The sequence below is a fragment of the Hymenobacter latericoloratus genome, assembly GCF_014199535.1.
In the GTDB taxonomy this organism is placed as follows: domain Bacteria; phylum Bacteroidota; class Bacteroidia; order Cytophagales; family Hymenobacteraceae; genus Hymenobacter; species Hymenobacter latericoloratus.
Genome location: NZ_JACHNV010000003.1, coordinates 62760 through 86019, shown reverse-complemented (window position 1 = coordinate 86019; position 23260 = coordinate 62760). Strand labels below are relative to the sequence as shown.

21 protein-coding genes are annotated in these 23260 nt (G+C 59.0%); 10 read left to right on the top strand and 11 right to left on the bottom strand.

All coding sequences use genetic code 11. The annotated features are described in order from the left end of the window. Window positions 1–71 precede the first annotated feature (71 nt). Window positions 72–776 (bottom strand): dienelactone hydrolase family protein, encoded by a 705-nt coding sequence (locus GGU46_RS10885; protein ID WP_183403576.1) that lies wholly within the window; start codon window positions 774–776, stop codon window positions 72–74. Between the two features lie 154 nt (window positions 777–930). Here GGU46_RS10885 and GGU46_RS10880 point away from each other — a divergent pair, with 154 nt between their 5' ends. Further along, window positions 931–1386, top strand: coding sequence for an ankyrin repeat domain-containing protein (locus tag GGU46_RS10880; RefSeq protein ID WP_183403575.1), 456 nt, complete (start codon window positions 931–933; stop codon window positions 1384–1386). A gap of 64 nt (window positions 1387–1450) precedes the next feature. Here the strand turns inward: GGU46_RS10880 and GGU46_RS10875 are convergent, their stop codons facing one another. Then, complete coding sequence (locus tag GGU46_RS10875; RefSeq protein ID WP_183403574.1) at window positions 1451–4084, bottom strand: MGH1-like glycoside hydrolase domain-containing protein; 2634 nt, start codon at window positions 4082–4084, stop codon at window positions 1451–1453. A gap of 266 nt (window positions 4085–4350) precedes the next feature. Continuing rightward, a complete protein-coding gene (ygiD, locus tag GGU46_RS10870) occupies window positions 4351–5184 on the bottom strand; it encodes a 4,5-DOPA-extradiol-dioxygenase (RefSeq protein WP_183403573.1) in 834 nt (277 codons plus the stop codon). Window positions 5185–5663: 479 nt separating this feature from the next. Here ygiD and GGU46_RS10865 point away from each other — a divergent pair, with 479 nt between their 5' ends. The 6 genes from GGU46_RS10865 to GGU46_RS10840 all read left to right on the top strand — a co-directional run bounded on the left by GGU46_RS10865 (window position 5664) and on the right by GGU46_RS10840 (window position 9894). Then, window positions 5664–6224: a GNAT family N-acetyltransferase gene (locus GGU46_RS10865; protein WP_183403572.1), complete on the top strand. Its 561-nt coding sequence runs from the start codon at window positions 5664–5666 to the stop codon at window positions 6222–6224. Between the two features lie 225 nt (window positions 6225–6449). Further along, window positions 6450–7625, top strand: coding sequence for an MFS transporter (locus GGU46_RS10860; protein WP_183403571.1), 1176 nt, complete (start codon window positions 6450–6452; stop codon window positions 7623–7625). 30 nt (window positions 7626–7655) lie between these two features. Further along, complete coding sequence (locus GGU46_RS10855; protein ID WP_183403570.1) at window positions 7656–7895, top strand: DUF433 domain-containing protein; 240 nt, start codon at window positions 7656–7658, stop codon at window positions 7893–7895. Beyond that, entirely contained in the window at window positions 7879–8208 is a 330-nt protein-coding gene (locus GGU46_RS10850; protein WP_183403569.1) for a DUF5615 family PIN-like protein, read from the top strand. Before GGU46_RS10855 ends, GGU46_RS10850 begins: the two co-directional genes overlap by 17 nt. Window positions 8209–8308: 100 nt before the next feature. After that, a complete protein-coding gene (locus GGU46_RS10845) occupies window positions 8309–8461 on the top strand; it encodes a tetratricopeptide repeat protein (protein WP_183403568.1) in 153 nt (50 codons plus the stop codon). Between the two features lie 173 nt (window positions 8462–8634). Next, window positions 8635–9894, top strand: coding sequence for a hypothetical protein (locus GGU46_RS10840; protein ID WP_183403567.1), 1260 nt, complete (start codon window positions 8635–8637; stop codon window positions 9892–9894). 59 nt (window positions 9895–9953) lie between these two features. On the opposite strand, the gene GGU46_RS10835 is transcribed toward GGU46_RS10840, so the two are convergent. The 4 genes from GGU46_RS10835 to GGU46_RS10820 all read right to left on the bottom strand — a co-directional run bounded on the left by GGU46_RS10835 (window position 9954) and on the right by GGU46_RS10820 (window position 14776). Next, window positions 9954–12185, bottom strand: coding sequence for a xanthine dehydrogenase family protein molybdopterin-binding subunit (locus tag GGU46_RS10835; RefSeq protein WP_183403566.1), 2232 nt, complete (start codon window positions 12183–12185; stop codon window positions 9954–9956). Next, entirely contained in the window at window positions 12182–13204 is a 1023-nt protein-coding gene (locus GGU46_RS10830) for an FAD binding domain-containing protein (RefSeq protein ID WP_183403565.1), read from the bottom strand. The genes GGU46_RS10835 and GGU46_RS10830 overlap by 4 nt, the downstream gene beginning before the upstream one ends. A 94-nt stretch (window positions 13205–13298) precedes the next feature. Then, window positions 13299–13835, bottom strand: a complete 537-nt coding sequence (locus tag GGU46_RS10825; RefSeq protein WP_183403564.1) for a (2Fe-2S)-binding protein — start codon at window positions 13833–13835, stop codon at window positions 13299–13301. A 359-nt stretch (window positions 13836–14194) separates the two neighbouring features. Continuing rightward, window positions 14195–14776, bottom strand: a complete 582-nt coding sequence (locus GGU46_RS10820; RefSeq protein ID WP_317171904.1) for a Crp/Fnr family transcriptional regulator — start codon at window positions 14774–14776, stop codon at window positions 14195–14197. Window positions 14777–14865: 89 nt separating this feature from the next. On the opposite strand from GGU46_RS10820, the gene GGU46_RS10815 reads away from it, so the two are divergent. Genes GGU46_RS10815 through GGU46_RS10805 form a run of 3 tightly spaced genes read left to right on the top strand, consistent with a single transcriptional unit; the run spans window position 14866 to window position 16842 of the window. Further along, window positions 14866–15840 carry a hypothetical protein gene (locus GGU46_RS10815; protein WP_183403563.1) on the top strand — a complete coding sequence of 325 codons (975 nt, stop codon included), beginning with the start codon at window positions 14866–14868 and terminating at the stop codon, window positions 15838–15840. A gap of 47 nt (window positions 15841–15887) precedes the next feature. Further along, complete coding sequence (locus tag GGU46_RS10810; RefSeq protein ID WP_183403562.1) at window positions 15888–16475, top strand: hypothetical protein; 588 nt, start codon at window positions 15888–15890, stop codon at window positions 16473–16475. A gap of 16 nt (window positions 16476–16491) precedes the next feature. Continuing rightward, on the top strand, window positions 16492–16842 hold the full coding sequence (locus GGU46_RS10805; protein WP_183403561.1) for a hypothetical protein: 351 nt from the start codon (window positions 16492–16494) through the stop codon (window positions 16840–16842). Between the two features lie 39 nt (window positions 16843–16881). Here the strand turns inward: GGU46_RS10805 and GGU46_RS10800 are convergent, their stop codons facing one another. The 4 genes from GGU46_RS10800 to GGU46_RS10785 all read right to left on the bottom strand — a co-directional run bounded on the left by GGU46_RS10800 (window position 16882) and on the right by GGU46_RS10785 (window position 23045). Next, complete coding sequence (locus GGU46_RS10800) at window positions 16882–18264, bottom strand: ABC transporter permease (RefSeq protein ID WP_183403560.1); 1383 nt, start codon at window positions 18262–18264, stop codon at window positions 16882–16884. A gap of 4 nt (window positions 18265–18268) precedes the next feature. Then, on the bottom strand, window positions 18269–19687 hold the full coding sequence (locus GGU46_RS10795; RefSeq protein ID WP_183403559.1) for an ABC transporter permease: 1419 nt from the start codon (window positions 19685–19687) through the stop codon (window positions 18269–18271). Between the two features lie 10 nt (window positions 19688–19697). After that, entirely contained in the window at window positions 19698–20408 is a 711-nt protein-coding gene (locus tag GGU46_RS10790; protein ID WP_215906330.1) for an ABC transporter ATP-binding protein, read from the bottom strand. A gap of 207 nt (window positions 20409–20615) precedes the next feature. Continuing rightward, entirely contained in the window at window positions 20616–23045 is a 2430-nt protein-coding gene (locus tag GGU46_RS10785; RefSeq protein ID WP_183403558.1) for a TonB-dependent receptor, read from the bottom strand. Window positions 23046–23260: the final 215 nt, after the last annotated feature.

The window sequence follows — 23260 nt, the reverse complement described above, 5'->3', positions numbered from 1 at the left end:
AGCAGCAACGGCGCCCTACCCCCACAATGAGGGGTAGGGCGCCGTTGTTTTCACCCACGATAAAGCAGTGCCTAGCGCAGCTTTTCCTGGAAGAAGGCCAGCGTGAGAGCCCAGGCTTCGGCGGCGGCCTGGGGGTGGTAGCTGGGGCGCTCGTCGCAGTGGAAACCGTGGTCGGCGTAGGAAATAACGGTGTTGAGGTAGGGCTTGCCGGCCGCTTCTACGGCGTCAATTACCTCCGCAATCTTCTCCTTGCTGATGTGCTGATCGAGCCCGCCCCAGAAGAACAGGTGCGGCGCGTGCAAGTCAGCGGCGCGGTCTTTCAGCAGGTGAGTGCCGCCCCCGTAGTAGGATACGCCCGCCGCGAGGGGTAGTACGGCGTTGGCCAGAAACGAGAGCCGCCCGCCCAGGCAAAACCCGATACTGCCAATCTTCTCCGTTACGGTGGGCTGGGCCCGCAGCCAGTCGTAGCAGGCCTGCACGTCGGCGGTTACGCCCTCTGGGGTAACCGCCTGGTAGTGGGGCATGGCGCTGGCGAAGTCGGAGTAAGGTATTTCCAGGCCGGGCGCGGCGGTGCGGTGGAATACTTCGGGAGCAATAACCACGTAGCCCGCCTGAGCCAGCCGGTCGGCCACGTTGCGGATGTGGCCTTTTACGCCAAAGGCTTCCTGCAGCAGAATAATGCCGGGATGTGGCCCCTCCGTAGTCGGGAAGGCGGTATAGGCGTTGAACTGGGTGTTATCGGAGGCAGTAAGCGAAACGGCGTTGGGGTAGCTCATATGGAAGCTGTGCGGTTGTTGGAAAGCAGCTGAGGTGCTAAAGCGGGTAATCAGACGGTTTGTTTTACAGCCAGGCAGCTTCCTGCGGCACTGGTTTACTGACGAGGCACCTTACCTTTAGGGTTTATTCCTAATACACATTTGCTGCTGCGGTATGCTCAGAGCTTTCCTCACCTTCCTATTCATCGTTAGTTTATCCGTTGCAAGCCTCGCTCAGACGAAGGCCAAGGAGCTGTTTGCCGCCATTCACGACAACGACGCCCGGAAAGTAGAGCAGTTGCTCAACGAGGGTGCCGACGCCAGCGCCATCATGCAAATGGGCCCGGGCGCTCAGTTTAGCGCCCTTACTATGGCCATCAACACCAGTACCTTTCCTATTGTGAAGCTGCTGGTAGAGCACAAGGCCCAACTCGAATGGAAAGACTGGTTCAAGACGACGGCCTTGATGTACGCCGCCGGCAAAGGCAGCCCGGAGCTGGTGGAGCTGCTGCTGGCCCACGGCGCCGACGTACGGGCCGATGATGGCCAAGGCACTACGGTACTGGGGGCAGCTCAACAAAGCAAGAACCGGAAGGTCATTGCCCTGATTGAGGCCAAACTGAAAGAATAAGCGCAACGACCGTCGTCAAATCGTCAGGGACCCGCTAACAGCTTGTTGGCGGGTCCCTGGCAGTTTAACGCTGCTCCTGCAACTGCAGCAACCGCACAATCAGGCCGGTCCAGCCGGTTTGGTGGTTGGCCCCCAGGCCCAGGCCGGTGTCGCCGTGGAAGTACTCGTGGAAAAGCAGGTAGTCCCGGAAGTGCGGGTCCTGCTGCAACAGCTCATTATCACCGAAGGCGGGGCGGTGGCCGTTCTCGTCCTTAAGCAGCAGCTTGGTCAGGCGGCCGGCCAGGGCGGCGGCTACCTCCTGCAACGTGAGCAAGGTGCCGGAGCCGGTGGGATATTCAATCTGAAACTTGCTGTCGTAGTAGAAGTGGTAGCGCTGCAACGACTCGATGATGAGGTAGTTGATAGGAAACCAGATGGGCCCGCGCCAGTTGCTGTTGCCCCCGAACATGCTGCTTTCGGCCTCGCCGGGCACGTAGTGTACCTCAAAGTTTTCTTCCTCGGTGCTGAACACGTAGGGGTGCTCCAGGTGGTAGCGCGACATGGCCCGGATGCCGTAATCCGAGAGAAACTCGGTTTCATCGAGCATGCGGGTGAGCAGCTTTTTCAGGCGGGAGCGGCGCAGCAGGCCCAGCAGGTGGCGGGCGCCCTTGCCGGGCTCTTCCCAGCGGGCCACCAGCTTGGCCAGGTGCGGGCGGCTATCCAGCAGCCAGCGCGCCCGCCGGGTAAACTCGGGCATGGCGTCCAGCAGGGCCTGGTCCACTACTTCTACCGCAAACAGCGGAATCAGGCCCACAATGGAGCGCACTTTCAGCTTGATGCGCTCCTGATCGGGGGTGTGCAGCACGTCGTAGTAGAAGCCGTCTTCCTCGTCCCAGAGGTTGAACAGACCGTCGCCGCCGCGGGTCATGGCATCGGCGATGTAGAGGAAGTGCTCGAAGAACTTACTGGCCATATCCTGGTACACCGGGTTGTGGCGGGCCAGCTCCAGGGCCATGCGCATCAGGTTCAGGGCAAACATGGCCATCCAGCTCGTGCCATCCGACTGCTCGATGAAGCCCCCGGTAGGCAGCGGAGCCGAGCGGTCGAATACCCCAATGTTATCCAGGCCCAGGAAACCGCCCTCGAAGATGTTCCGCTCGCTCTTGTCCTTGCGGTTTACCCACCAGGTAAAGTTGAGGGCCAGCTTATGAAACACGGCCTCCAGAAACGCCGTGTCGCCCTGGTCCTGGCGTAGCTTCTTATCCATTTTGTACACGCGCCAGGTAGCCCAGGCGTGCACGGGCGGGTTCACGTCGGAGAAGTTCCACTCGTAGGCTGGCAGCTGCCCGTTGGGGTGCATGTACCAGTCTTTGGTGAGCAGGCGCAGCTGGCTTTTGGCAAACTCCGCATCGACCATGGCCAGCGGAATGCAGTGAAAGGCCAGGTCCCAGGCCGCGTACCAGGGATATTCCCACTTGTCGGGCATGGAAATAATGTCCTGGTTCTGCAGGTGGCCCCACTGCCGGTTGCGCCCCTTGCGGCGCTCGGCCGGCGGCGTAGATACGGCCGGGTCGCCTTCCAGCCACTGCGTAACATCGTAGTAATAGAACTGCTTGCTCCAGAGCATGCCGGCAAAGGCCTGGCGCTGCACGTTGCGGGCATCGGGGTCGGGGGGCAGGTTTTCCTGGAGACAGTCGTAGAATTCGTCGGCGTCGCGGCGGCGGGCCGCGAAGATGTGGTCGAAGTCCAGGAAGGGCTCGGGGCAGGCCGGCTGCCGCAGCCGCAGCCGCACCTGCTGCGACTGGCCCGGCTGCAGGGTAAGGTGGTACTGAACGGCCAGTTTGGTGCCTTGCTGCTCAGCGTTAATGGCGGCCGCGTTGCCATCAATAATGTAATCGTTGATGCCGTCTTTGAAATGCAGGCCATCGGCGGGCAGGTTATAGAGCCGGGCGCCGTTGGTGTCGTTTTCGCAGAAGAGTAGCGGCGGGGCTTGGTCGCAGTAGAGGTGGTAGGCGCCCAGGGCCGGATGTTCGGCCAGGGCCGTGCCGGGCTCCAGCTCGCGTATTACGGGGCGAGCAGCATCGTAGCCCCAGCTCCAGGTGTTGCGAAACCACAGTTGGGGCAGCACCTGCACCGAGGCGCGCTTGGGCCCGCGGTTGTGCACCGTTAGCTGAATCAGGATGTCATCGGGGCCGGCCTTGGCGTACTCCATAAACACATCGAAGTAGCGGCCCTTGTTGAAGATGCCCGTGTCGAGCAGCTCATACTCGGGTTCCTGACGCGTGCGGCGCGCATTTTCCCTGACCAGCTTCCGGTACGGAAACGCCCGCTGCGGATACTTGTAGAGCATTTTCATGTAGGAGTGCGTGGGCGTACTGTCGAGGTAGTAGTACAGCTCCTTCACGTCCTCGCCGTGGTTGCCCTGCCCGTTGGTGAGGCCAAACAGGCGCTCCTTCAGAATTTCATCTTTCCCATTCCAGAGGGCCACGGCAAAGCACAGCAACTGCTGATCGTCGGAGATGCCGCCGATTCCTTCTTCGCCCCAGCGGTAGGCCTTGCTGCGGGCCATGTCGTGGCTGATGTAATTCCAGGCATTGCCTTCGGCCGAGTAATCTTCGCGCACGGTACCCCACTGCCGCTCGGTGAGGTAGGGGCCAAACTTTTTCCAGGGGGCGGTGTGTGTATTCGTTTCTGCGAGGCGTAGTTGTTCCTGCGTCATAGAGTAATAGCTCGGGAGAGGCTCCTTAAAACTTCCAGGAGCCGCACGATTGACCAGCTGCCGCCGAGCCGGGGCGCCCACGGCGCCGGGTAGCCTGCGGGCCCCGGCCCGGCGGCAGCTGGTCTTCTCAGGTGAGCTTTGCCCTACTCTGTTTCGGGCAGGATGGTTGCTACGGAGGAGGTAGCGCGAAAACCTGCCACGGCTCTTTTCCTACCCCTCCCACCACACTGAACCCTGCTTAGCAGCAGACGGCAGTTATCCGTACCCTACCCCACCACAAAGGTGCGCATGCTCATGCCCCCGAAGCTCACTTCCTCGTAGGCGTGGCGGATGTCGTCGGCGGGCTCGGCCAGGGCCAGGCTGTAGAGCATGGGGATGTAGTGGTCGGGGGTGGGCACGGAGAGCGGGCCGCTGGCCCCGGCCTGCTGGTAGTGGGCCAGGGCGTGCAGGTCGCGCTGGTTTATTTTGGCTTTGGCCCACTCATCAAACTCCTGCGCCCAGGCGTAAGGCGTGGCGTCACCCTGCATCAGCTTGGGCATACTCTGGCGCAGGTTGTGCACGATGTTGCCGCTGCCCAGAATGAGCACGCCCCGGCGGCGCAGAAACTGCAGCTGCCGGGAAAGCTCGGCGTGGTAGGTAAGGGGCTTATAGTAGTCGATGCTGAGTTGGAACACCGGAATATCGGCCTCCGGGAAGATATGGTGCAGCACCGTCCAGGTGCCGTGGTCGAGACCCCACTCCTCGGTGGGGTAGGCGTCGGGCAGGGCCTGCAGCACCTCCTGGGCCACATCGGGGGCGCCGGGGGCGGGGTACTGCATGTCGAACAGCTCCTGCGGGAAGCCGCCGAAGTCGTGGATGGTTTCGGGCCGCTCGTTCACGGCCACGAAAGTGCCGCGCGTCAGCCAGTGCGCCGACACCACCAGCACGGCCCGCGGAGGCTGCCGGTTGCGGATATCATGGCCGAGCTGGTGCAGGGTTTGGGTGAAAGGGTTGTCGGCCAGCGCGTTCATGGGCGAGCCGTGACCCACGAAAAGCACGGGCATCTTGGCCGTTTTCTGGAAGGAACTGGCGGTTTTGTGGAGGTCTTGCAGGGAATTCATAGCAGTAGCGAGGGGTAGCACGGCCAGAGCTTTGAGGAAATCTTGGCGATGCATGCGGTTGGTAATAGTTACCTAACAAAAGTACCCCGGCTTAGGTGGCGGGGCCTTGATGTAGGGTAAGAAATGGGCAAGGCGTCACTTATATTGCTGCTGTCCGGAAGTCGTCCTCAAAACAACCAGAACGTCCTGTCGAGCTGGTCGAGACATCTCGCGGGCTGACGCTGGAGTGGTAACCCGCTATACAAGCACGTCATCCTGAGCTTGCGAAGGACCTTACCCCGCGTGAACGACTGGCCTAGCTTCTCGTGCTGACGGGGGAAGGTCCTTCGCAAGCTCAGGATGACAGGCTATATACTGTTCTAGGCCAGTTTTATTAGCACCGCAACGTCAGCCCGCGAGATGTCTCGACCAGCTCGATAGGACGTTCTGGTTATTTCCTGTAGTTCTCCACTCCCAACCTCCCTTTCCCCTACCCCCCTATGCAACTCAAACTAGCCGACATAGGCGACATCGACGGCGTGCTGGCCCTGCATCGGAAGTACCAGCTAGCCACTATTGCCGAGGAAGACAAGCCCGACGGCTTCGTGACGACGGCCTTTGCCCGCGAGCAGCTCATGCAGCTGATCGAGCAGGAACAAGGTCTGTCCGTTGCCACCCACCAGGGTCAGGTAGTGGCCTACGTCATGGCGGCTTCGTGGCAGTTCTGGGCGGAGTGGCCGATTTTTGCCTTTATGATCGAGCAATTGCCAACGTTAACGTACGCGGACCGGCAGCTGAGCACCGAAAATTCCTACCAGTACGGCCCGGTCTGCGTGGACAAAGCCTACCGGGGTAGCGGCCTGCTGGAGCGGATTTTTGAGTTCTCCAGGGAGCAGATGGCGGCGCGCTACCCCGTGCTGGTCACGTTCATCAACCGCATCAATGGCCGCTCCTACGCCGCTCACACCCAAAAGCTGGGCCTGGAGGTTATTCGGGAGTTTGCGTTCAACGGCAACCACTACTACGAGCTGGCCTGCAAAACCGCGAAGAAGCTGGAATAACACGTCCGTTTACTGAACGTCATTCCGAGCTTGTCGAGGAATCTCGCATGCTGACGTTGGATTACTAATCAGACATCAGCACGCGAGATTCCTCGACAAGCTCGAAATGACTGTTCTAATTGGTCGGGTATTGCTACCTGTCCACATACCCTGAGCACCTCCGCCGAACTTTCGGCAACTTGCTGACCTGTTCCGCTCCTACCCACCCGTCCCGCCCAACCATTCATGTCCCGCATCCTACCCACCATTGTGGGGGCGCAGTTTTTCTGCACCTCGCTGTGGTTTGCCGGCAACGCCGTAGCCCCCGATATAGCCGCTCAACTCCACCTGCCGCCTAGCTTCGTGGCTACGCTCACCAGCGCCGTGCAGCTGGGCTTTATCACCGGCACGCTCACCTTCGCCCTGCTGGCTGTGGCCGACCGGTTTTCGCCCTCGCGGGTATTTTGCGTGAGTGCGCTGCTGGCGGCGGCCTGCAACCTGGGCGTCAACCTCGGCGGCATTGGGGCCCCGGAGCTGCTGGCGTTGCGCTTCCTGACGGGATTTTTCCTGGCCGGCATTTACCCCGTGGGCATGAAAATAGCCGCCGACTACTACCAGGCCGGGCTGGGCAAGTCACTGGGGTTTCTGGTGGGGGCGCTGGTGCTGGGCACAGCGTTTCCGCACCTACTCAAGGCCGCTACCGCCCAGCTGCCGTGGCAGTACGTGACGCTGGCTACGTCGGGACTGGCGGTGCTGGGCGGGGTAGCGCTGGTACTGCTGGTGCCCGATGGGCCTTACCGCCGCGCCGGGCAGCAGCTGCGCCTCACGGCGTTTCTGGCGGGGTTCCGGGAGCCGGCGTTTCGGGCGGCGGCATTCGGCTACTTCGGGCACATGTGGGAGCTGTACACGTTCTGGGCCTTCGTGCCAGTGCTGCTGGCGGCGTATAACCAGCAGCATGCCGGCGCAGCGCTGCCAGTGCCCCTGCTCTCGTTTCTGATTATTGGGGTGGGTAGTCTGGCCTGCGTGGGCAGCGGGCTGCTTTCCCAGCGGCTGGGGCCGCGCCCGGTGGCTACGGCGGCACTGGCTTTGTCGGGGGTGTGCTGCGTGGTGTCGCCGCTGGTGCTGGGGAGTGGCTCGGTGGGGTTGCTGCTGGGGTTTCTGTTTTTCTGGGGGGTAGTGGTGGTAGCCGATTCGCCGCTGTTCTCGACGCTGGTAGCGCAGAACGCGCCGGCCGCCTCGCGGGGTACTTCTCTGACTATTGTCAACTGCCTTGGGTTTGCCCTGACCATTGCTAGCATTCAGCTTACCAACTGGCTAAGCCACTTCCTGGAGCCGCCGTATCTGCTGCTGCCCTTGGCCATTGGGCCGGCCCTGGGGCTTTGGGGGTTGCGGCGGGGTAGCAAACCAGGCGTACTCGCGTAAAAGACCAATAAGCAGTACCTTGAATTCGCTATGGACATTAAGACGCTGATTACTGTTGATGAAGACATTCAGGGCGGGCAGCCGGTGTTTGCCGGTACCCGCGTGCCTGTGGAGTCGCTATTCGACCACCTGGAAGCTGGCGTTTCGCTGGCCGAATTCCTGGACGACTTCCCCACGGTAAGCCGGGAGCAAGCTGTGGCCGTTTTGGAGGTCGCCAACAAGTTGCTGACTTCCCGCAACGTAGCCCACTGGTATGCGGCTATTGCTTGATGAGAACCTACCGAAGCGGTTGAAGGCAGACTTCCCCGAGCACGAAGTGTACACCGTCCGCGACAAAGGATGGGCCGGCATCAAAAACGGCGAGCTGCTGAAACGGATGCTGGCCGAAGGATTCGACGCCCTGCTTACCTTCGACAAGAACCTGCAGCACCAGCAGAATTTCGAGAAGTACACACTTACGGTCTTCGTGCTGTCGGCAGCTATCAACCAATACAGCGTGCTAACGACACTTTCAAACCAAGTCAGGCAGCAGTTAACCAGTTCACCCCTACCAACCGGTCCAGTTGTGATCAAAGCAGAGTAACCACTACCGCCACTCCGAAAGCGACCTGAACAGCTGGGGCTACACGCTGCTGCGCTAGGGCGAAACCCAGAAAGCCCTGGAGATCTTCAAGCTCAACACCGTGCTCCACCCCCAAAGCGGCAACGCCTTCGACAGCCTCGCCGAAGCCTACCTCACCTCCGGCAACAAAGAGCTGGCAAAAGCCAACTATAAAAAGTCCGTAGAGCTTAATCCGAAGAACACGAATGCGGTGGAGGTGTTGAAAACATTATAGCATGTTGGCAAACAGTCAATTTATATGTTTGTCAAATCTTACAATTACTTCTATCTTGGGCTTAGATATACTGTCATAGTTTACATCAATAACTATCTACTTTGGAGTGTCGATGCATACATGAACAGTACTCTATCAATTTGTTCTTTTAACCCTATTACCAAACATCACAAATGATACTAGAAAGCGAGTCGAGTAAAAAGGATGATTTCGAATCTAACAGCTTCGTTACAGCTAAGCAACTATTAGGAATATTAGAAAAGAGAAACGAATTCAAAGAAGATTTACAAAAAATATTCGAGATAGATGAAAATAAAAATGAAGTTTTCAAAATAGGAAACGCAAGTTACCTTTTGTCGTCATTAAACAGACTAGACAAACAATGTGAGAAAATTGATATAACATCAAAGATTAAAAATATATATCTTTCCAAAATACTAGAAGAAGAAAAGGCATTATTTGAAGTATTTTCAACAAATGACAACTTCATTAGATCAAAAACAAAATCCGATTTACTGATAGCAGAGACAAGATATTCAGCCAAAAATGACATATTAGACTACTTCAATTTTAGCAAATTTGCAAACTATTGTAGAGATAAAGAATTTGATAGCTTAATTAATACAATAAAAGAATATTTACGTGATAAAAATTCTAACAATGAAGAAGAAAAAAACCTAAGATTAATCTACAAGAATTCTGATGAAAAATTCTATATCCGCGCTTTTACGTCAGGCAATGGATACAAGGACTTTGGAATAAATTTTTCTGTATTCTTTGCCTTAGTTGCTTTAGGCAGATACGTTGAAACATCTAAGAACGAGATTTTTATTGACAATTATCGAGTAGACGATTCTACACTATATGTATCATTTAGTATGAAGAACCAGGTAAGGGTTAGCAATAACCTCCATCTATCCTTCAACTTAATATTAGAAAATGATGAGATAAAGAGAAGTTCGGTATCATTTAATGGGGTTTTTAAACTTAAATTTGAAGACAACTCCAAAACTAGTCAAATATACATCAGGCCTAAAGGAATTAAAACAGATGAATATAATCATCCAGTAGATCTTCTTACTTTTCCACACAGAGGCAAAGTAGAAACTATATTCGATAAAACTAAACAACTTCCTCAACTCATTGATTTCTTCATAAAGCAAGTTAGTGATGATGCTAAGAAAATAGCGAATATTCAAAACCCTGATGATGTCAGAAAATTTATAAGCGAAAAAGTAAAAAATTCTAAGAATCAAGAGTTTAAAACCTACAAAGACGCAGTTTATAAAAAGTTGACAACCATAAACGTAGATAATACTTTTAAACTTTTCGAGTTATTAAGAGAAGTTGAAGAATTATTTGAACATGACGATGTCATATCTAGAAATTTTTGGAGAACGAAGCTTTATGAATCTCTAATAGAAAGGACATAATAAGAAGAAGCCCCGGTACCTTACGGAACCGGGGCTTTTCTGTATTACGACAAACTGGATTACAGCAGCTTATCCAGGTAAATGGGCAGGTCGCGGACGCGCTTGCCGGTGGCGTGGTACACGGCGTTGGTGATGGCGGCGGCTACGCCCAGTAGGCCGATTTCGCCTACCCCCTTCACCCCTAGCGGGTTCACTACGTCGTCTTCCTCCTCCACGAACAGCACCTCGATATCGTGGATATCGGCCTGCACGGGGATGTGGTACTCCGAGTAGTTATGGTTCATGTAGCGCCCAAACTGGTGGTCCATGATGGTTTCCTCCATCAGGGCCATGCTGATGCCCCACACAATGGAGCCCAGCACCTGCGAGCGGGCGGTTTTGGGGTTGAGGATACGGCCGGCGGCTACGGCGTTGAGCACGCGCGTAACGTGCACGGTGCCGAACTCCTCATCCACCTCCACCTCCACAAACACGGCGTTGTGCGAGTGCATGGAGTGGGTGCCCTGCTTGAGCATATTGGGCGTGGCCGAGCTATCCGTTTCCAGCTTGGTTTCGCCGCTGGCCTGGAGCACGTCGCGGATGACTACGGCGTTGTCGGGGTCCTGGCGCAGCCGGATCTGGCCGTTCACGAACTCCACCTCGTCCGGGCTGGCGCCTTTTAGGGGCGAGCCTTCCATCTTCTGGGCCAGCTTGAGCAGCTTCTCCCCGATGGCCTCGCACACGCTCTTCACGGCCGAGCCGACGGAGGCGGCGGTCCAGGAGCCGCCCTGCACGGGAGCTTCGGGCATGTCGGTGTCGCCGAGCTTGAAGGTGACGGCCTCCAGCGGCAGGCCCAGGGTTTCGGCCGCAATCTGGGTCATGATGGTGTAGGTGCCCGTCCCGATGTCGGCGGTGGCGCTGGAAACCAGCAACTGGCCATCGGCGGTGAGGGTAGCCTTGGCGGCGGCTTTCTTCTGGGTGGCATCCCACACGCCGCCAGCCATGCCATAGCCTACCAGGCGGTTGCCCTTGCGCATGGAGCGGGGCTGGGGGTTGCGCTGGTCCCACCCGAATTTGGCCGCTCCCTGGTGGTAACAGTCGCGCAGGCGCTTGCTGGAGAAGGGCTTGCCAGCGTTCTGGTCTTCTTCGGCATAGTTGCGGATGCGGAAGTCGATGGGGTCAATTCCGGCGGCAGCGGCCATTTCGTCCATGGCTACTTCCAGGGCGAAGGAGCCGGTAGCGGCGCCCGGCGCGCGCATGTCCTGGGGCGTAAACACATCCAGCTTAGCCAGTTGGTAGCCCAGCTTCACGTTTTCGCACTGGTAGAGCATACCGCTCCAGTTCACCACGTTTTCGGTGTACTCCTCAAACTGCGAGGTTTCGTGGAGGGCGTGGTGCTGCAGGGCGGCCAGGGTACCATCGGGGTTGGTGCCCAGCTTCACGTACTGCAGGGTGTGGGGCCGGTGGCCGAAGCTAAACATCTGCTGGCGCGTGAGCGTGACGCGCACCGAGCGTTTCAGCTCCAGCGAGGCCAGCACAGCTAGAAATACCGAGTACTGGGGGCGCAGGCCCGAGCCGAAGCCGCCGCCCATGTAGTGGTTGATTACCCGGCAGTCGTCTTTGCTCAGCCCGAAGATTTTGGTGAGGTAGTTCTGCACGTTTACTACCCCCTGGGTCTTGTCATAGACCGTCAGCTTCTTGTCGCCGCGCCACTCCACCGTGGCCCCGAACATTTCCATGGGGTTGTGGTGCTGAGCGCCGTGCACATACTCGTGCTCCAGGCGGTGCTCAGCTTCCTCCCAGGCTTTATCGGGGTTGCCGCGGGGCGGGGGCGGCGGCATCCAGCCCGATTTGCCGTTGCCGGGCTCGAAACCCTCGTCGCGCTTGGCTTCGATGTCGGTTTCGTGTTTCTCTTCCTCGTAGTCAATGCGCAGCACCGAAGAGGCGTAGCGGGCCAGTTCCAGGGTTTCGGCCACTACCAGGGCAATGGGCTGCTGGTTGAACTGAATTTTGTCTTCGTGCAGGGGCCGGAAGGGTGAGCCGCCGGGGGCCACATCGTCCTTGTAGTTGCGGTCAAACCAGGCCAGGCTGGGCACGTTTTCGTGCGAAAACACTTCCAGCACACCCGGAATGGCCAGCACTTCCTCGGAGTGCACTTTGGTAATGCGGCCTTTGGCAATGGCACTGCTCACGACCCAGCCGTAGGCCAGGTTGGGCACCTGAAACTCGGCGGCGTAGGTAGCGGCGCCCGTCACCTTAGCCGGGCCGTCAACCCGACTCGTGGGCTTGCCGATATAGTTGGTCGTGCTCATGGATTCGAGTTTAAAAAGACGTCGGATGCGTGCTGGCTGCCTTCGGCGGCTTGCTTAAGGGCGCGCACAATGGCGCGGCGGGCCAGCTCAATCTTGAAGTTGTTGGAGCCCTGGCCCACGGCGCTTTCTACCACTTTGGCAGCAGCACGGGCAAAGGTTTCGGGGGTAGCAGGCTGGCCTTTTAGCAGGTTTTCGGCCTCCTGGTCGCGCCAGGGCTTGTGGGCTACCCCACCCAGGGCCAGGCGCGCATCCTTGATGGTGTCACCGTCCAGCTCCAGGGCCGCCGCCACCGATACCAGGGCGAAGGCGTAGGAGTTCCGGTCGCGCAGCTTAAGGTAGCTGAAGTTCTTCTCGAAGCCTTTGGCCGGCAAATCGAGGCCGGTAATTAGCTCGCCGGGCTCCAGGTTGTTGTCGCGCTCCGGGGTGGTGCCGGGCAGGCGGTGAAAGTCCTCGAAGGGAATCGTCCGCTCGCCACGGGGCCCGCTCACGCGCACCGTGGCGGCCAGGGCGGCCAGGGCAATGCACATATCGGAGGGGTGGGTAGCAATGCACTGCTCACTAGCCCCCAGAATGGCATGAATTCGGTTGAAGCCCCCAATAGCCCCGCAGCCCGAACCCGGTTCGCGCTTGTTGCAGGGGGTAGCCGTGTCGTAGAAATAGTAGCAGCGGGTGCGCTGCAGGAGGTTGCCGCCGTTGGTGGCCATGTTGCGCAGCTGAGGAGAAGCCCCGGCCAGAATAGCTTGGTTGAGTAGGGGGTAGCGGCGCTTTACTTCCTCGTTCCAGGCCGTATCGGCGTTGGTGGCGAGGGCGCCCAGACGCAGGCCGCCTTCGGGGGTAGGCTCAATGGAAGTCAGCGGCAGCTTGTTCAGCCCCACCAGGTGGGTAGGGCGCGCCACATTTTCCTTCATCAGGTCGAGCAGGTTGGTGCCGCCCCCAATGTAGGCCGCGCCCTCGTGGCTGGCGTTGTCGCGCACGGCGTCCTCGACGGCCGTAGCGCTGGAGTAAGTGAATGGGTTCATGGTTGAGGTCAATTAAAAATTAACAATTAGAAATTAAGAATTGAGGCTTGGGCCACTGGCAGCTACGCATCGTCAGACAAGCCATTTTTAATTCTTAATTCTTCATTCTTAATTGACTATCCACTACTTCCTTCACGGCATTCAGAATGCCGGCGTAGGCGCCGCAGCGGCACAGGTTGCCGCTCATGTGCTCCTTAATCTCCTCCTCGGTGTGGGCCCGGCCTTCGTTGAGGAGGCCCTGGGCCGAGCAGATCTGACCCGGCGTGCAGTAGCCGCACTGGAAAGCGTCGTGGTCGATGAAGGCCTGCTGCAGGGGGTGCAGGTTCTCCTGGCTGCCCAGCCCTTCAATGGTGGTAATGTCGTGGTCTTCGTGCATCACGGCCAGCGAGAGGCAGCTGTTGATGCGCTTGCCGTTTACCAGCACCGTGCAGGCCCCGCACTGGCCATGGTCGCAGCCTTTTTTGGTGCCCGTGAGGTGCACGTATTCGCGCAGGGCGTCGAGCAGGGTAGTCCAGGGCGCAATCTGCAGCGTGTGCTGCTGGCCGTTGATGGTGAGGCGCACTGTGCCCGTGGGAGGCGGCGCGGCCACCCCACCCGCTGCGGCCGCGGAGGTTGAGGACTGTTGTATCATGAGCGAAAGGATAGTTAGGTGAAGGTGCGAGCGGAAAGCAGCTACCCGGCCTGCTGCGCCCAGAGGAGCTACGGACCGAATAGTGGGTTTGCTTTACGCCGGACCTCGGCCCCACGTTATTTTTTTGCGCGTATTTTCTCTCTTAAAAATCCTATATGCCCAAAATCCCGACGGTGAAAGACTAATCCTCAGGCAGTTAATTGGTTATGCATACAAATTCTAAATATTCGCCCTATTCCCCCTAATTCAATCTGAGTCCCTGCTATTCCTCGCGTTATATATCACCGTACACAACGGCGACCCGCTACTGCTCGTCGCTCCGGCAGCGGCTCACCTAAACCACTGGCAAAGTACCAGGCTTACCCGTTCCGGGCCAGCTCGCCCCGAATGCGGCTCAGGGACTCGGGTGTGATGCCGAGGTAGGCGGCAATGTGGCGCTGGGGCAGGCGCCGGGCCAGCGTGGGGTAGAGCTGCAGAAACTCCTGGTACCGCACTTCCGCCGGAGCGCTCAGCACCCCAATCAGGCGGCGCTGCAACGCTACCAGGCTGTTTTGCAGCAACTGGTAAAAGAACAGTTGAAACTCGGGCCCGAAAGACGGCAGCCGCGCGTAAAACCCAGCCCCGAACACCAGCACCTCGGAGTCTTCCAGGGCATCAATGGAAAACAGGGCTGGCTGCTGCCGCGTGAGGCTGTGCTGGTCGGAAATCCACCAGTTTTCGGGCGCAAACTGCAGAATGTGCTCCTTCTGGCGCTCGTCGGTTACGAAGCTGCGCAGGCAGCCGCGTACCACAAAAGCCCCATAGCGCCCTACCTCCCCCTGGCGCACCAACACCTCGTGCCGGGCCAGGTGACGCGGCAGAAGCAACCCGGCCAACTCCGCGAACTGTGTTTCGGAGAGCGGGAATTTATCAGACAGGTAGGTACGCAGGGCGTCAAGCACAATAAGCGGATGAGGTAGCAGTAAAACAACAGGAATCTGATAGTATTGCGTCAAATCTATACTACCTTCTTTTCTATTCTATTGCTGGTATGCGCAATCCGCAGCATTTTCTTCGCTTCGTTCTGATTTGGCTCCTGCTGCTCGGCGGTTCTCACCTAACCTACGCTACTACCTGGAATGAACCCTGGCACGACCAAGTGGTAAAGCAAGCAGATTATTTCGTGCTGGCCACTGTCGCGGCGGCTGATAAGAACAGCGCCACTCTTACTGTACTTGCTACCCTGGGCACGACGGGCAGCCCGCTCACGGGCACCGTTAAGCTCACCGATTTCTACGCACTTGATTTGTGCAGCACTTCGGGCGGGCACGGACCAGAGTTTCACTTCACCCCCCAGGATACGGCTTACTTTTTCCTTAAGAAAAATCAGACTGGTACCTACAGCCTGGCTACCCCTACCACGGGCTTTGCCCTCGTGAAAGGCCAGCGCGTTTCCGCTACCTACCGCCATAGCTACCATCAAGCCTTGCTGGAGCGACCAGCCTATGAGCTAACCATGACGGCTATTTTTCAGCACTACCATCAGCAACCATACGCAGCCGAGGCAGTTCGCACTTTTATCGGGCAACAGCTGGCCCAAAAGCCTGCCGCGCTGAACGAGGAAGAACTACCTATCTTTTTTAAGCAGCACGCCGCCCTGGAAACTATTTATCACCTGGGGCTGACTGATTATTACGCCGCTACCCTACCCTTCCTGCGCGACAGCCAAAACTTCCACTCCCAAATATCCGCTGCTCGGGCGCTGACGGCCGTTAACACCCAGGAAGCAAATCAGCAGTTGCTCACTCTGCTGTCAGACGCCAAGACGCCGGATTTCCCCAAAGTAGTTGCCATTTGGACTCTGGGTGCCCATCAGCCTAAAGCATTAAAGACAAACCTGCAAAAGCTAATTAGCAAAGCGTCCGAAGATAGAGCAGGTTTCGGGGGCAATCTGATGGACCCAAGAGTTTGCACTCATCTACCCACCGTAAAAGAGGCTCTAACCGATTTAATTTCTCGCCTGTAAGAAGAGGATTTTCTTTATTCACCCCCCTCTATTCGCCAGATGCCTGTATGCTTAAATTCCTGTTGCCGCTTTCCGCCTTAGCGGGCCTGCTCACGGCTTGCCAGACCCAACCCACTGAAACACCAGCCGCTGCCTCCACGCCCGCAGCAGGCGCACCCCAGACGCCCACTCAACCTACAGCATCCGAGGCCGCCGCTGATGATGTAGCCGGTGCCCGGCAATGGCTCATGACCAGCGTGGAAGACTACTACCACACGGACAGCCCCGGCGCCGATGCCAAGGCCGATACGGATACTACCGCTGGCATTTACACCCGGCGCTACAAAGCCTACAAGCTCGAATCCATCAACCTGGAATTTGCGGAGGATCAGGATAAGGCAATAGCGGACTTCGAAAAGAAGTGGGCGGGCCAGTACAATACCAAGTACGTGGGCACGGGTGGCTTCCTGTTCACCGCTCAGGATTACGGCAACCTGAAAGTCACGCGCTGCACGTTCAAAGAGCGCACCAAGGATAACGGGTACCTCTTTAACGTTACCATCCGGGACGTGACCTACAAAATGGATAACCAGGGCGACATCAAGGTGCTCCAAACGGACCAGGGCTATAAGATTGACGACGTGCTAGAGTACTAGCCCCACTATAGCCGCCATGCCCCCACGCGCCTACGGGTTGCCATTAGCCGAGCAGGTAGCCGATGCCTTGGCCGCGGGCCGGACGCTGGTGCCCTACCACCGCGACTATGGTGGCCTCGGGCTGGCCTGCGTAGAAGGCACATTTATCTACGCCGAAGTCTGGGATGGGCAGTTGCAGGGCCTGAACACCCTGGATGAGCGCCCACCCTACGCCCGACCCTTCCCCGACCGGGCAGCTTTCGTAAGCTGGCTCAGCCAACAGTCGGATGCCACGCTGAACCGACGGGAAATGGCCGATTCATTCTACTGGAACAACCAGACCATCACCCGTCGGCGCCTGCGTCAATTCGTGGAGGAAGGTCACTAGCGGCTGCGGTTGCGTCTTTCTGCCCCTGCTGGCTAAATCCTAGCGCGGATTGATGGGCCGCGCCCGGAGCAGCAGCAGTCCGGCCGCAAATACGCCCCCCACGCTCAACAGCAACTTGCCGAGGCCGCGCAGCGCGGTGTCCAACTCGGGTTGGCTGGTGAAGGTGTGGGTAGGCTCCTGGGCATAATCGGCGTGGGTGAACTCGACTTTGCGGAACAGGAAGGGGTAGTAAAAGGCCCGGAGCGCATCGTGGTAGGCAGTGGCGCTGCGCTGAAACTTCAGGTGGGTTGGCAAGTCGGTGCCGGCCAGGGCGTTGAGGCTGCTCTGGGCGTTGATGGCCGGGGAGAGTAGATTCAATTTCTCTACTAGGTCGTAGCGCTGCTGGAGGCCGTTAGCGTAGGCGGCGGCTTGCTTGGCCACGGCCAAGTCGCCGAGGTGCTGGAAGGCGTAGTACCAGCGCCACACAAACCGCTCCCGGATGGTGGCCGTGTCGCGCCACTGCGGATACAGGGCAAAGAACCGGTTCATGGTCTGGGTTTTCGGCCGGTCCCAGCCGGCATGAATTTCCTCGCGCTGCTTGATGGTCAGCTCAATGCCCTGCGGTACGGGGCGGGCGGCGGCCACGCCCAGGTTCAGCAGGCTGGGCACCAGCACCACTAGCAGCAGCCACACGCCCAGCAGGGTTACCGCATTAAAAGCCGACGTGCGCTGCAAGGCCGTGATAATCAGCGCTACCCCGAACCAAAATAGGCAGTACAGCGTGCTCAGGCCCAGCCAGGTAACCATACGGCCATCCAGCGGCACCTGGGCCCACAGCATGCCCACGACGGAGAGCAGCCAGGCCAGCCCTAGCACCACGGCCAGACGGAAAGCCAGCTTGGCGCCCACTACCACGCCAGAACTTACGGGCTGGGCCAGCAGCAACGTCAGGATGCCTTCTTCCCGCTCACTGGACAGCAGGTTAAAGCTCAGGGCAATGATGAGCAGCGGAAACAAGTACACCAACACAAACGCCAGGTCGAAGTTGCCGCTGAGCACCTTCATGGGGTTGGTGTTGTCGGTGGCGTAGAGCTGGTTTTGCAGGCCCAGCAGGCGCAGCTTCACGTAGTAGGGATTTACGTCGCGCTGGCCCAGGGAGAGGGCCGCCCAGGCATCGGGGTGGTGCACGGCGTAGGTGGTGTGGTAGTAGCCAATGTCGCCGGCATCGGCGGGGCCAGGAAACTTCACCTTGAGCTCCTCCACGTTGCGGCGCGTGAGCTCGGGCAGGGTGGTAAGGTGCTGGCGTTGGCGCTCAATTTCGGTGGTGCCGTAGTAAATGCCGTAGAGGCCCGTGAGTAGCAGTAAGGCGCACAGTAGCACCAGCCCTTTGGCGGCGCGGAAGTGTCGCCACTCGTAGGAAAACAGAAGCCAGAATATTCTCATCAGATCAGGCAAGTCGGGAGTTGGAAATCAGCCGCAGCCCCAGCCAGCTCAGGCCCACGGCCCAAAGCAATAGGGCCACAACGGGCAGCAGCAGGCGGGGCAGGGCCCAGCCCAGGGGTGGCGCCTGGTAAGCAAAGAGGGGTAGCTGCTGCCAGGTGTGGGCATCGAGCTTGCGCTCCTTGTCGCCGTAGCCCATGCTAGCTTGCAGGGCATTCAGGCGCTGCACCAGGCTATAGCGGTAGGCCTCCGCGGCCTGCTGAAAGTGCACGTAGTGGGCGAAATCGGAGCCGGCCAGACCCATGGACAGGGGCCGGATGGCTTGGTAGGGGTTTAGCAGCCCTACCCAATCAGAAAGGCGGTTCTGCCGCTCGTAGGTGGCATTCAGGTCGGCGAAGTGCTGCTGGTACACCTTGGCCGAGTAGGCTTCGCTCTCACTCATTACAATGCCACCCACGCTCACCGGCAGCTTCTCCTCCGAATCGACGCCGTACTTTTTGAGCAGCCCGGCCTTCAGGGCGGCCGAGCGTTGGTCCTGCGGGTCGTGGCCGTTGATGCCGTGCTGGGCTTCTTCGTGCACGTCGGCGTCCATCTGGGCCTTAGTCACGGCGGGGTAGAGCGTGGCGCCCAGGTTGGCGGTGGCTTTGGGCAGAATGATGCAGCCCAGAATCCAGAGGCCCAGCAGCGTCACCAGCGCCGCCCGGGAGCTGGCCTGCACCGCCGATACCACCACGGCCCCCACAATGAACAGGAAGAAGTATACGGCGTAGCTCAGCACAAACAGCCCCAGCCGCCCTACTAGGTCAGCGCCGGAAGCAAACTCCTCGGTCCCGAACAGCAGCGCGGCGGCCAGGGCCAGAGCCGGGGCAACCACCAGGGCCACAGCGCGGCTGTACCCTACAATCTTGCCCCAGGCCACTTGCCGCAAGGATACGCCCTGACTGAGCAGCAGCTTCAGCGTACCCGTTTCGCGCTCCTGGGTGAAGGCCCCGAAGCACAGGAAGATGATGAGCAACGGTACCAGCATTTGCAGCACGAAGGCCACCGTCATTTCCCCAAACCGAATCAGGGAGCCTGATTGCTGGGCCTGGCTGAAGTTGACGCTGTTCTGCTGGTGGGCCTCCAGAAACACCGAGGTGCCCGTGAATGAGTCCACGCCCGAGTCGAGCAGGCTGAGGCCGGAGCGGGGCCGAAAGGCAAAGGAGCCGTAGTGGGCCACGCGGTGCGGGTGCCGCGCCGGCTGGTGGCGAAACTGGTCATTGACGGTTTCCTGGGCCAACTGGCGCTCCTGCTGCAGGGTCTGGTAGCTGGCCCGCCCCACCAGGGTAGCGGCCAGCAGCAAGGCCAGCACCAGCACGCTCAGCACCAGGAAACGCTTGTCGCGCAGGGTGCTGACGAATTCTTTTTGCGCAATACTATGCATCATCGGGGGTGGGCTAGTTGTGCATGTAGGTGAGGTAAAGCTGCTCCAGCTCCTGGGCGTTCAGGGCCGCCGTGGGGCGCACATCCACTAGCTCGCCCTCCCGCATAATGCCCACGCGGGTTCCTACCTCCTTGGCCCGGAAGATGTCGTGGGTAGCCATGAGCACGGCCGTGCCCTCGGCGCTTAGCTGGGTAAGCAGCTGCGAAAACTCATTGGAGGCTTTGGGGTCGAGGCCGGAGGTAGGCTCATCCAGCAGCAGCACTTTGGCGTGCTTGGCCACGGCAATGGCAATGCCTACTTTCTGGCGCATGCCCTTGGAGTAGGTGCCCACCCGCCGCCGCACCGCCTCGGCCGGCAAGCCGGCGTGGTGCAGGTAGTCGAGCAGCTCTGCCTCTTTGTATTTAAAACCCGCCAGACTGCTGAACAAGGCCAGGTTTTCCAGGCCTGTCAGGTGGGGGTAGAGCATCACGTTTTCGGGAATGTAGGCCAGGTGCTCCTTGATCTTGAGCGGATTGAGGGCTACCTCCAACCCGTTCACGAAGGCCGCCCCCGACGTTGGCGCAATGAAGCCCAGGAACAGGTTGATGGTCGTGGATTTGCCCGCGCCGTTCTGGCCGAGCAGGCAAAACACCTCTCCCGGCTCAATTTGCAGGTTCAGCCCTTGTAGGGCCAGTTTATTAGGGTACTCCTTGCGCAAGTCGCGCGCTTCCAGAATGTAGTTCATAGTAGGGGCCTCACCCCCCGGCCCCCTCTCCGGGGGAGAGGGGGAGCCACGGCGGCGCAGGCGTTTAAGTGAAAAGATTGATGAATGCAGGGTGAGGTGAGTTAAGCGACCTTACTCGCGCCGACCAGTTCCGCGCGTTGCGGAGGTTGCTGACGGCTGGCACCCCCTCTCCTTTTTCGGAGAGGGGGCCGGGGGGTGAGGCGCCCCTTAGAAGGTGTAGCCCACGGTAGCCATGAAGTTGCGCGGGGCGCCGGGGCTGGTGCGGAAGTAGTCATACCCGCCCACGAAGTAGTACCGGTCGAGCAGGTTGTTCACGTTCAGGTGGAAGTTGAACTTGTCCACGGTATAGAACAGGGCCGCATCGAGCACGGTGTAGGAAGGCCAGTGCCCCCAGTACTCCTCCCCCGTCGTGGTATTGGTCACCTGGTTTTCGGTACGGCGGGCAGCTACGTAGTTGCCACCGAAGGCCACTCCCAGGCCGCGCAGGGCAGGTAGAGTGAAGGTATACTTGGTCCACAAACCCGCCGAATGCTTGGGCGAGTTGGCCAGGGGCTGGCCCTCCTCCACCGCCAGCGCAGCATCCAGTACCTCGGAGTGGTTGAAGGCGTAAGTGGCGTTCAGATTCAGATTCGGAAGCAGGTTGCCGGTCAGCTCCACTTCGGCCCCACGCGAACGGACCAAATCATTCTGGCGGTAGATGGTCGTTCCGTCAGGCATCAGCGCATTGGTTGGCACAAGTTGGTTGCGCTTATCTATCTGATACACGGCCAGGGTGCCAAACAGAGCTTTATCGAAAAACTCCCCCTTCAGGCCGGTTTCTACCTGGTAGCTGGTTTCGGTATCGAAGGGAGTAGCGCGGCCGTAGCGCTCCGGAAAGCGCAGCAGCTCCGGCTTCAGGGGCCGGAAGCCCGCGCTGTAGCTGGCGAAGTAGTTCAGGTTGTCACGCAGGGCGTAGGTAAGGCCAGCGCGGGGCAGCAGCCGGCGCTGCGGAATGGTCTGCGACCCGTCGGGGTAGTCGCGCTCATCGGCAAATAGCTCGTAGCGGGCCCCCAGCAGCAGGCTCAGGCGCGGCGTTACGGTAAGCTGGTCCTGCACATAAATGCCCGTGGTGTGGTACACCGAGTTGATGTAGTCGATGAAGAACAGGGGCAGCGGCCGGCGGATGTACTTAGTGGGGTCCTGGATTTCATACACCGGGTTCTTCAGGTCGAAGGTCAGGGGAGATTTCACCCCATCCACCAGCTTCTGCCGCGCTTCAAACATGGTACTTTGCTTATCCGTGTTGAAGCGGATGTAGTCGACGCCCAGCACCACTTTGTGGGCCACCGAGCCGGTAAAGCGGTTCAGGGCGAAGTAGGCCGCCAGGTTTTTGGTGTACTCCTCGGCGCGGCGGTCGAAATAGCGCAGGTTCATCACCGTGTTGGCCGGCGCGTCGGCATAGGAATTCAGGGTGCGGTGTTCGCTCAGGTCTTCGTTGTAGGTGAAGTCGAGGTAGGAGGCGTTCAGCGACAGCCAGTCGGTGAATTTGTGGTTAAGCGAGGCGTTGAGATAGTAGGTGCTGGTGCGGAAATAGTCGCTCGGCTGGCTCAGGGTAAAGGAGCGCGGCAGGGCGTACAAGTCGCCCCCCCGAATGGCAAGCCCCCGGTCGAGGTAGCCGTCGATGTGGGTGTACACCAGCTCGGCGTTGAGGGTGGTGTTGTCGGTGGGCAGAAAGGTGACCGTGGGCGCCACCATCACGGAGCGGGTGTCGTTCACGTCGCGGAAGGTATTGGACTTCTCGAAGCCCGCGTTGAAGCGGTAGAGCAGGTTTTTCCGCTCGTTCATCGGCCCCGTGAAATCGGCCGTGGCGCGGGAGGTATTGAAGCTGCCGTTGGAGAAGCTCACTGCCTTGCGGGCCACATCAAGCGGCTTTTTAGTGACCATGTTCACCGTGCCGCCGGGGTTGATGTCGCCGTACAGAGCCGCGCCGGGACCTTTCAGCACCTCCACCCGCTCCAGGTTCACGGTCAGGGGAGCTTGGGTAAAGGAGTTGCCGTAGCTGAAACCCGAGCGCAACCCGTTGAGGAGACGGAAGCCGCTTTCGTAGCCGTTGCGGAAGCCCCGGATGGTCAGGTCGTCGTAGTGGGAGTACTGCGTGACGCCGGCAATGTTTTTCACCACGTCGGGCAAGCGCAGGGCCTGGCGGTCCTCCATCAGCTCCTTGGTGACCGTAGAAATGGACTGTGGCACGTCTTTTAGCGCAGTGGCCGTTTTGGTGCCCACAAAGCTGTAGTTACTCTTGTAGGTGGTTTCCTTGCGGCCCAGCACTTCCACTTCCTGCAGGGCATTGGTGCTGGCGCGCAGGGTAAAATCGACTACCAAGGCGGGCGTTTCGGCGCTCAGGATAACCGTGCGCTGCTCCTGCTGGTGACTCAGGCTGCGGGTGATGAGCGTATACTCAGCCAGGGGCAGCTGATCAAGGGAGAAATGCCCTTCGGCGTCAGAAAGGGCAGAAAACCGCCCGCTTTTCTCTACCACCATAACGCCCTCTAGGGTCTGGCCGGTAGGGCTGATGAGGTGGCCGCTGATGTGGCCGGAGAGTTGGCCCAGGGCCAATTGGGGAAGAACGAGCAGTAGAACCAGTAGAATGCGGGGCATAGGACAGGGCCACACCGGGCCCGTGAGCTGAGGCATCAGCTCCTGATAATAAACCAGAAAAACAGAGGAAGAAGGGGGAGGCCGTTACACGCCCACCGCGCCGGACGACCCGCTGAAATACAGCAGGAGCCCACTAGCCTGAATTCAGGCTGCCGGAAAAAGGACGCAGGCCACTACGGGCGCGGAATTAGCAGCGCAGCCGGATAGGCACGGCA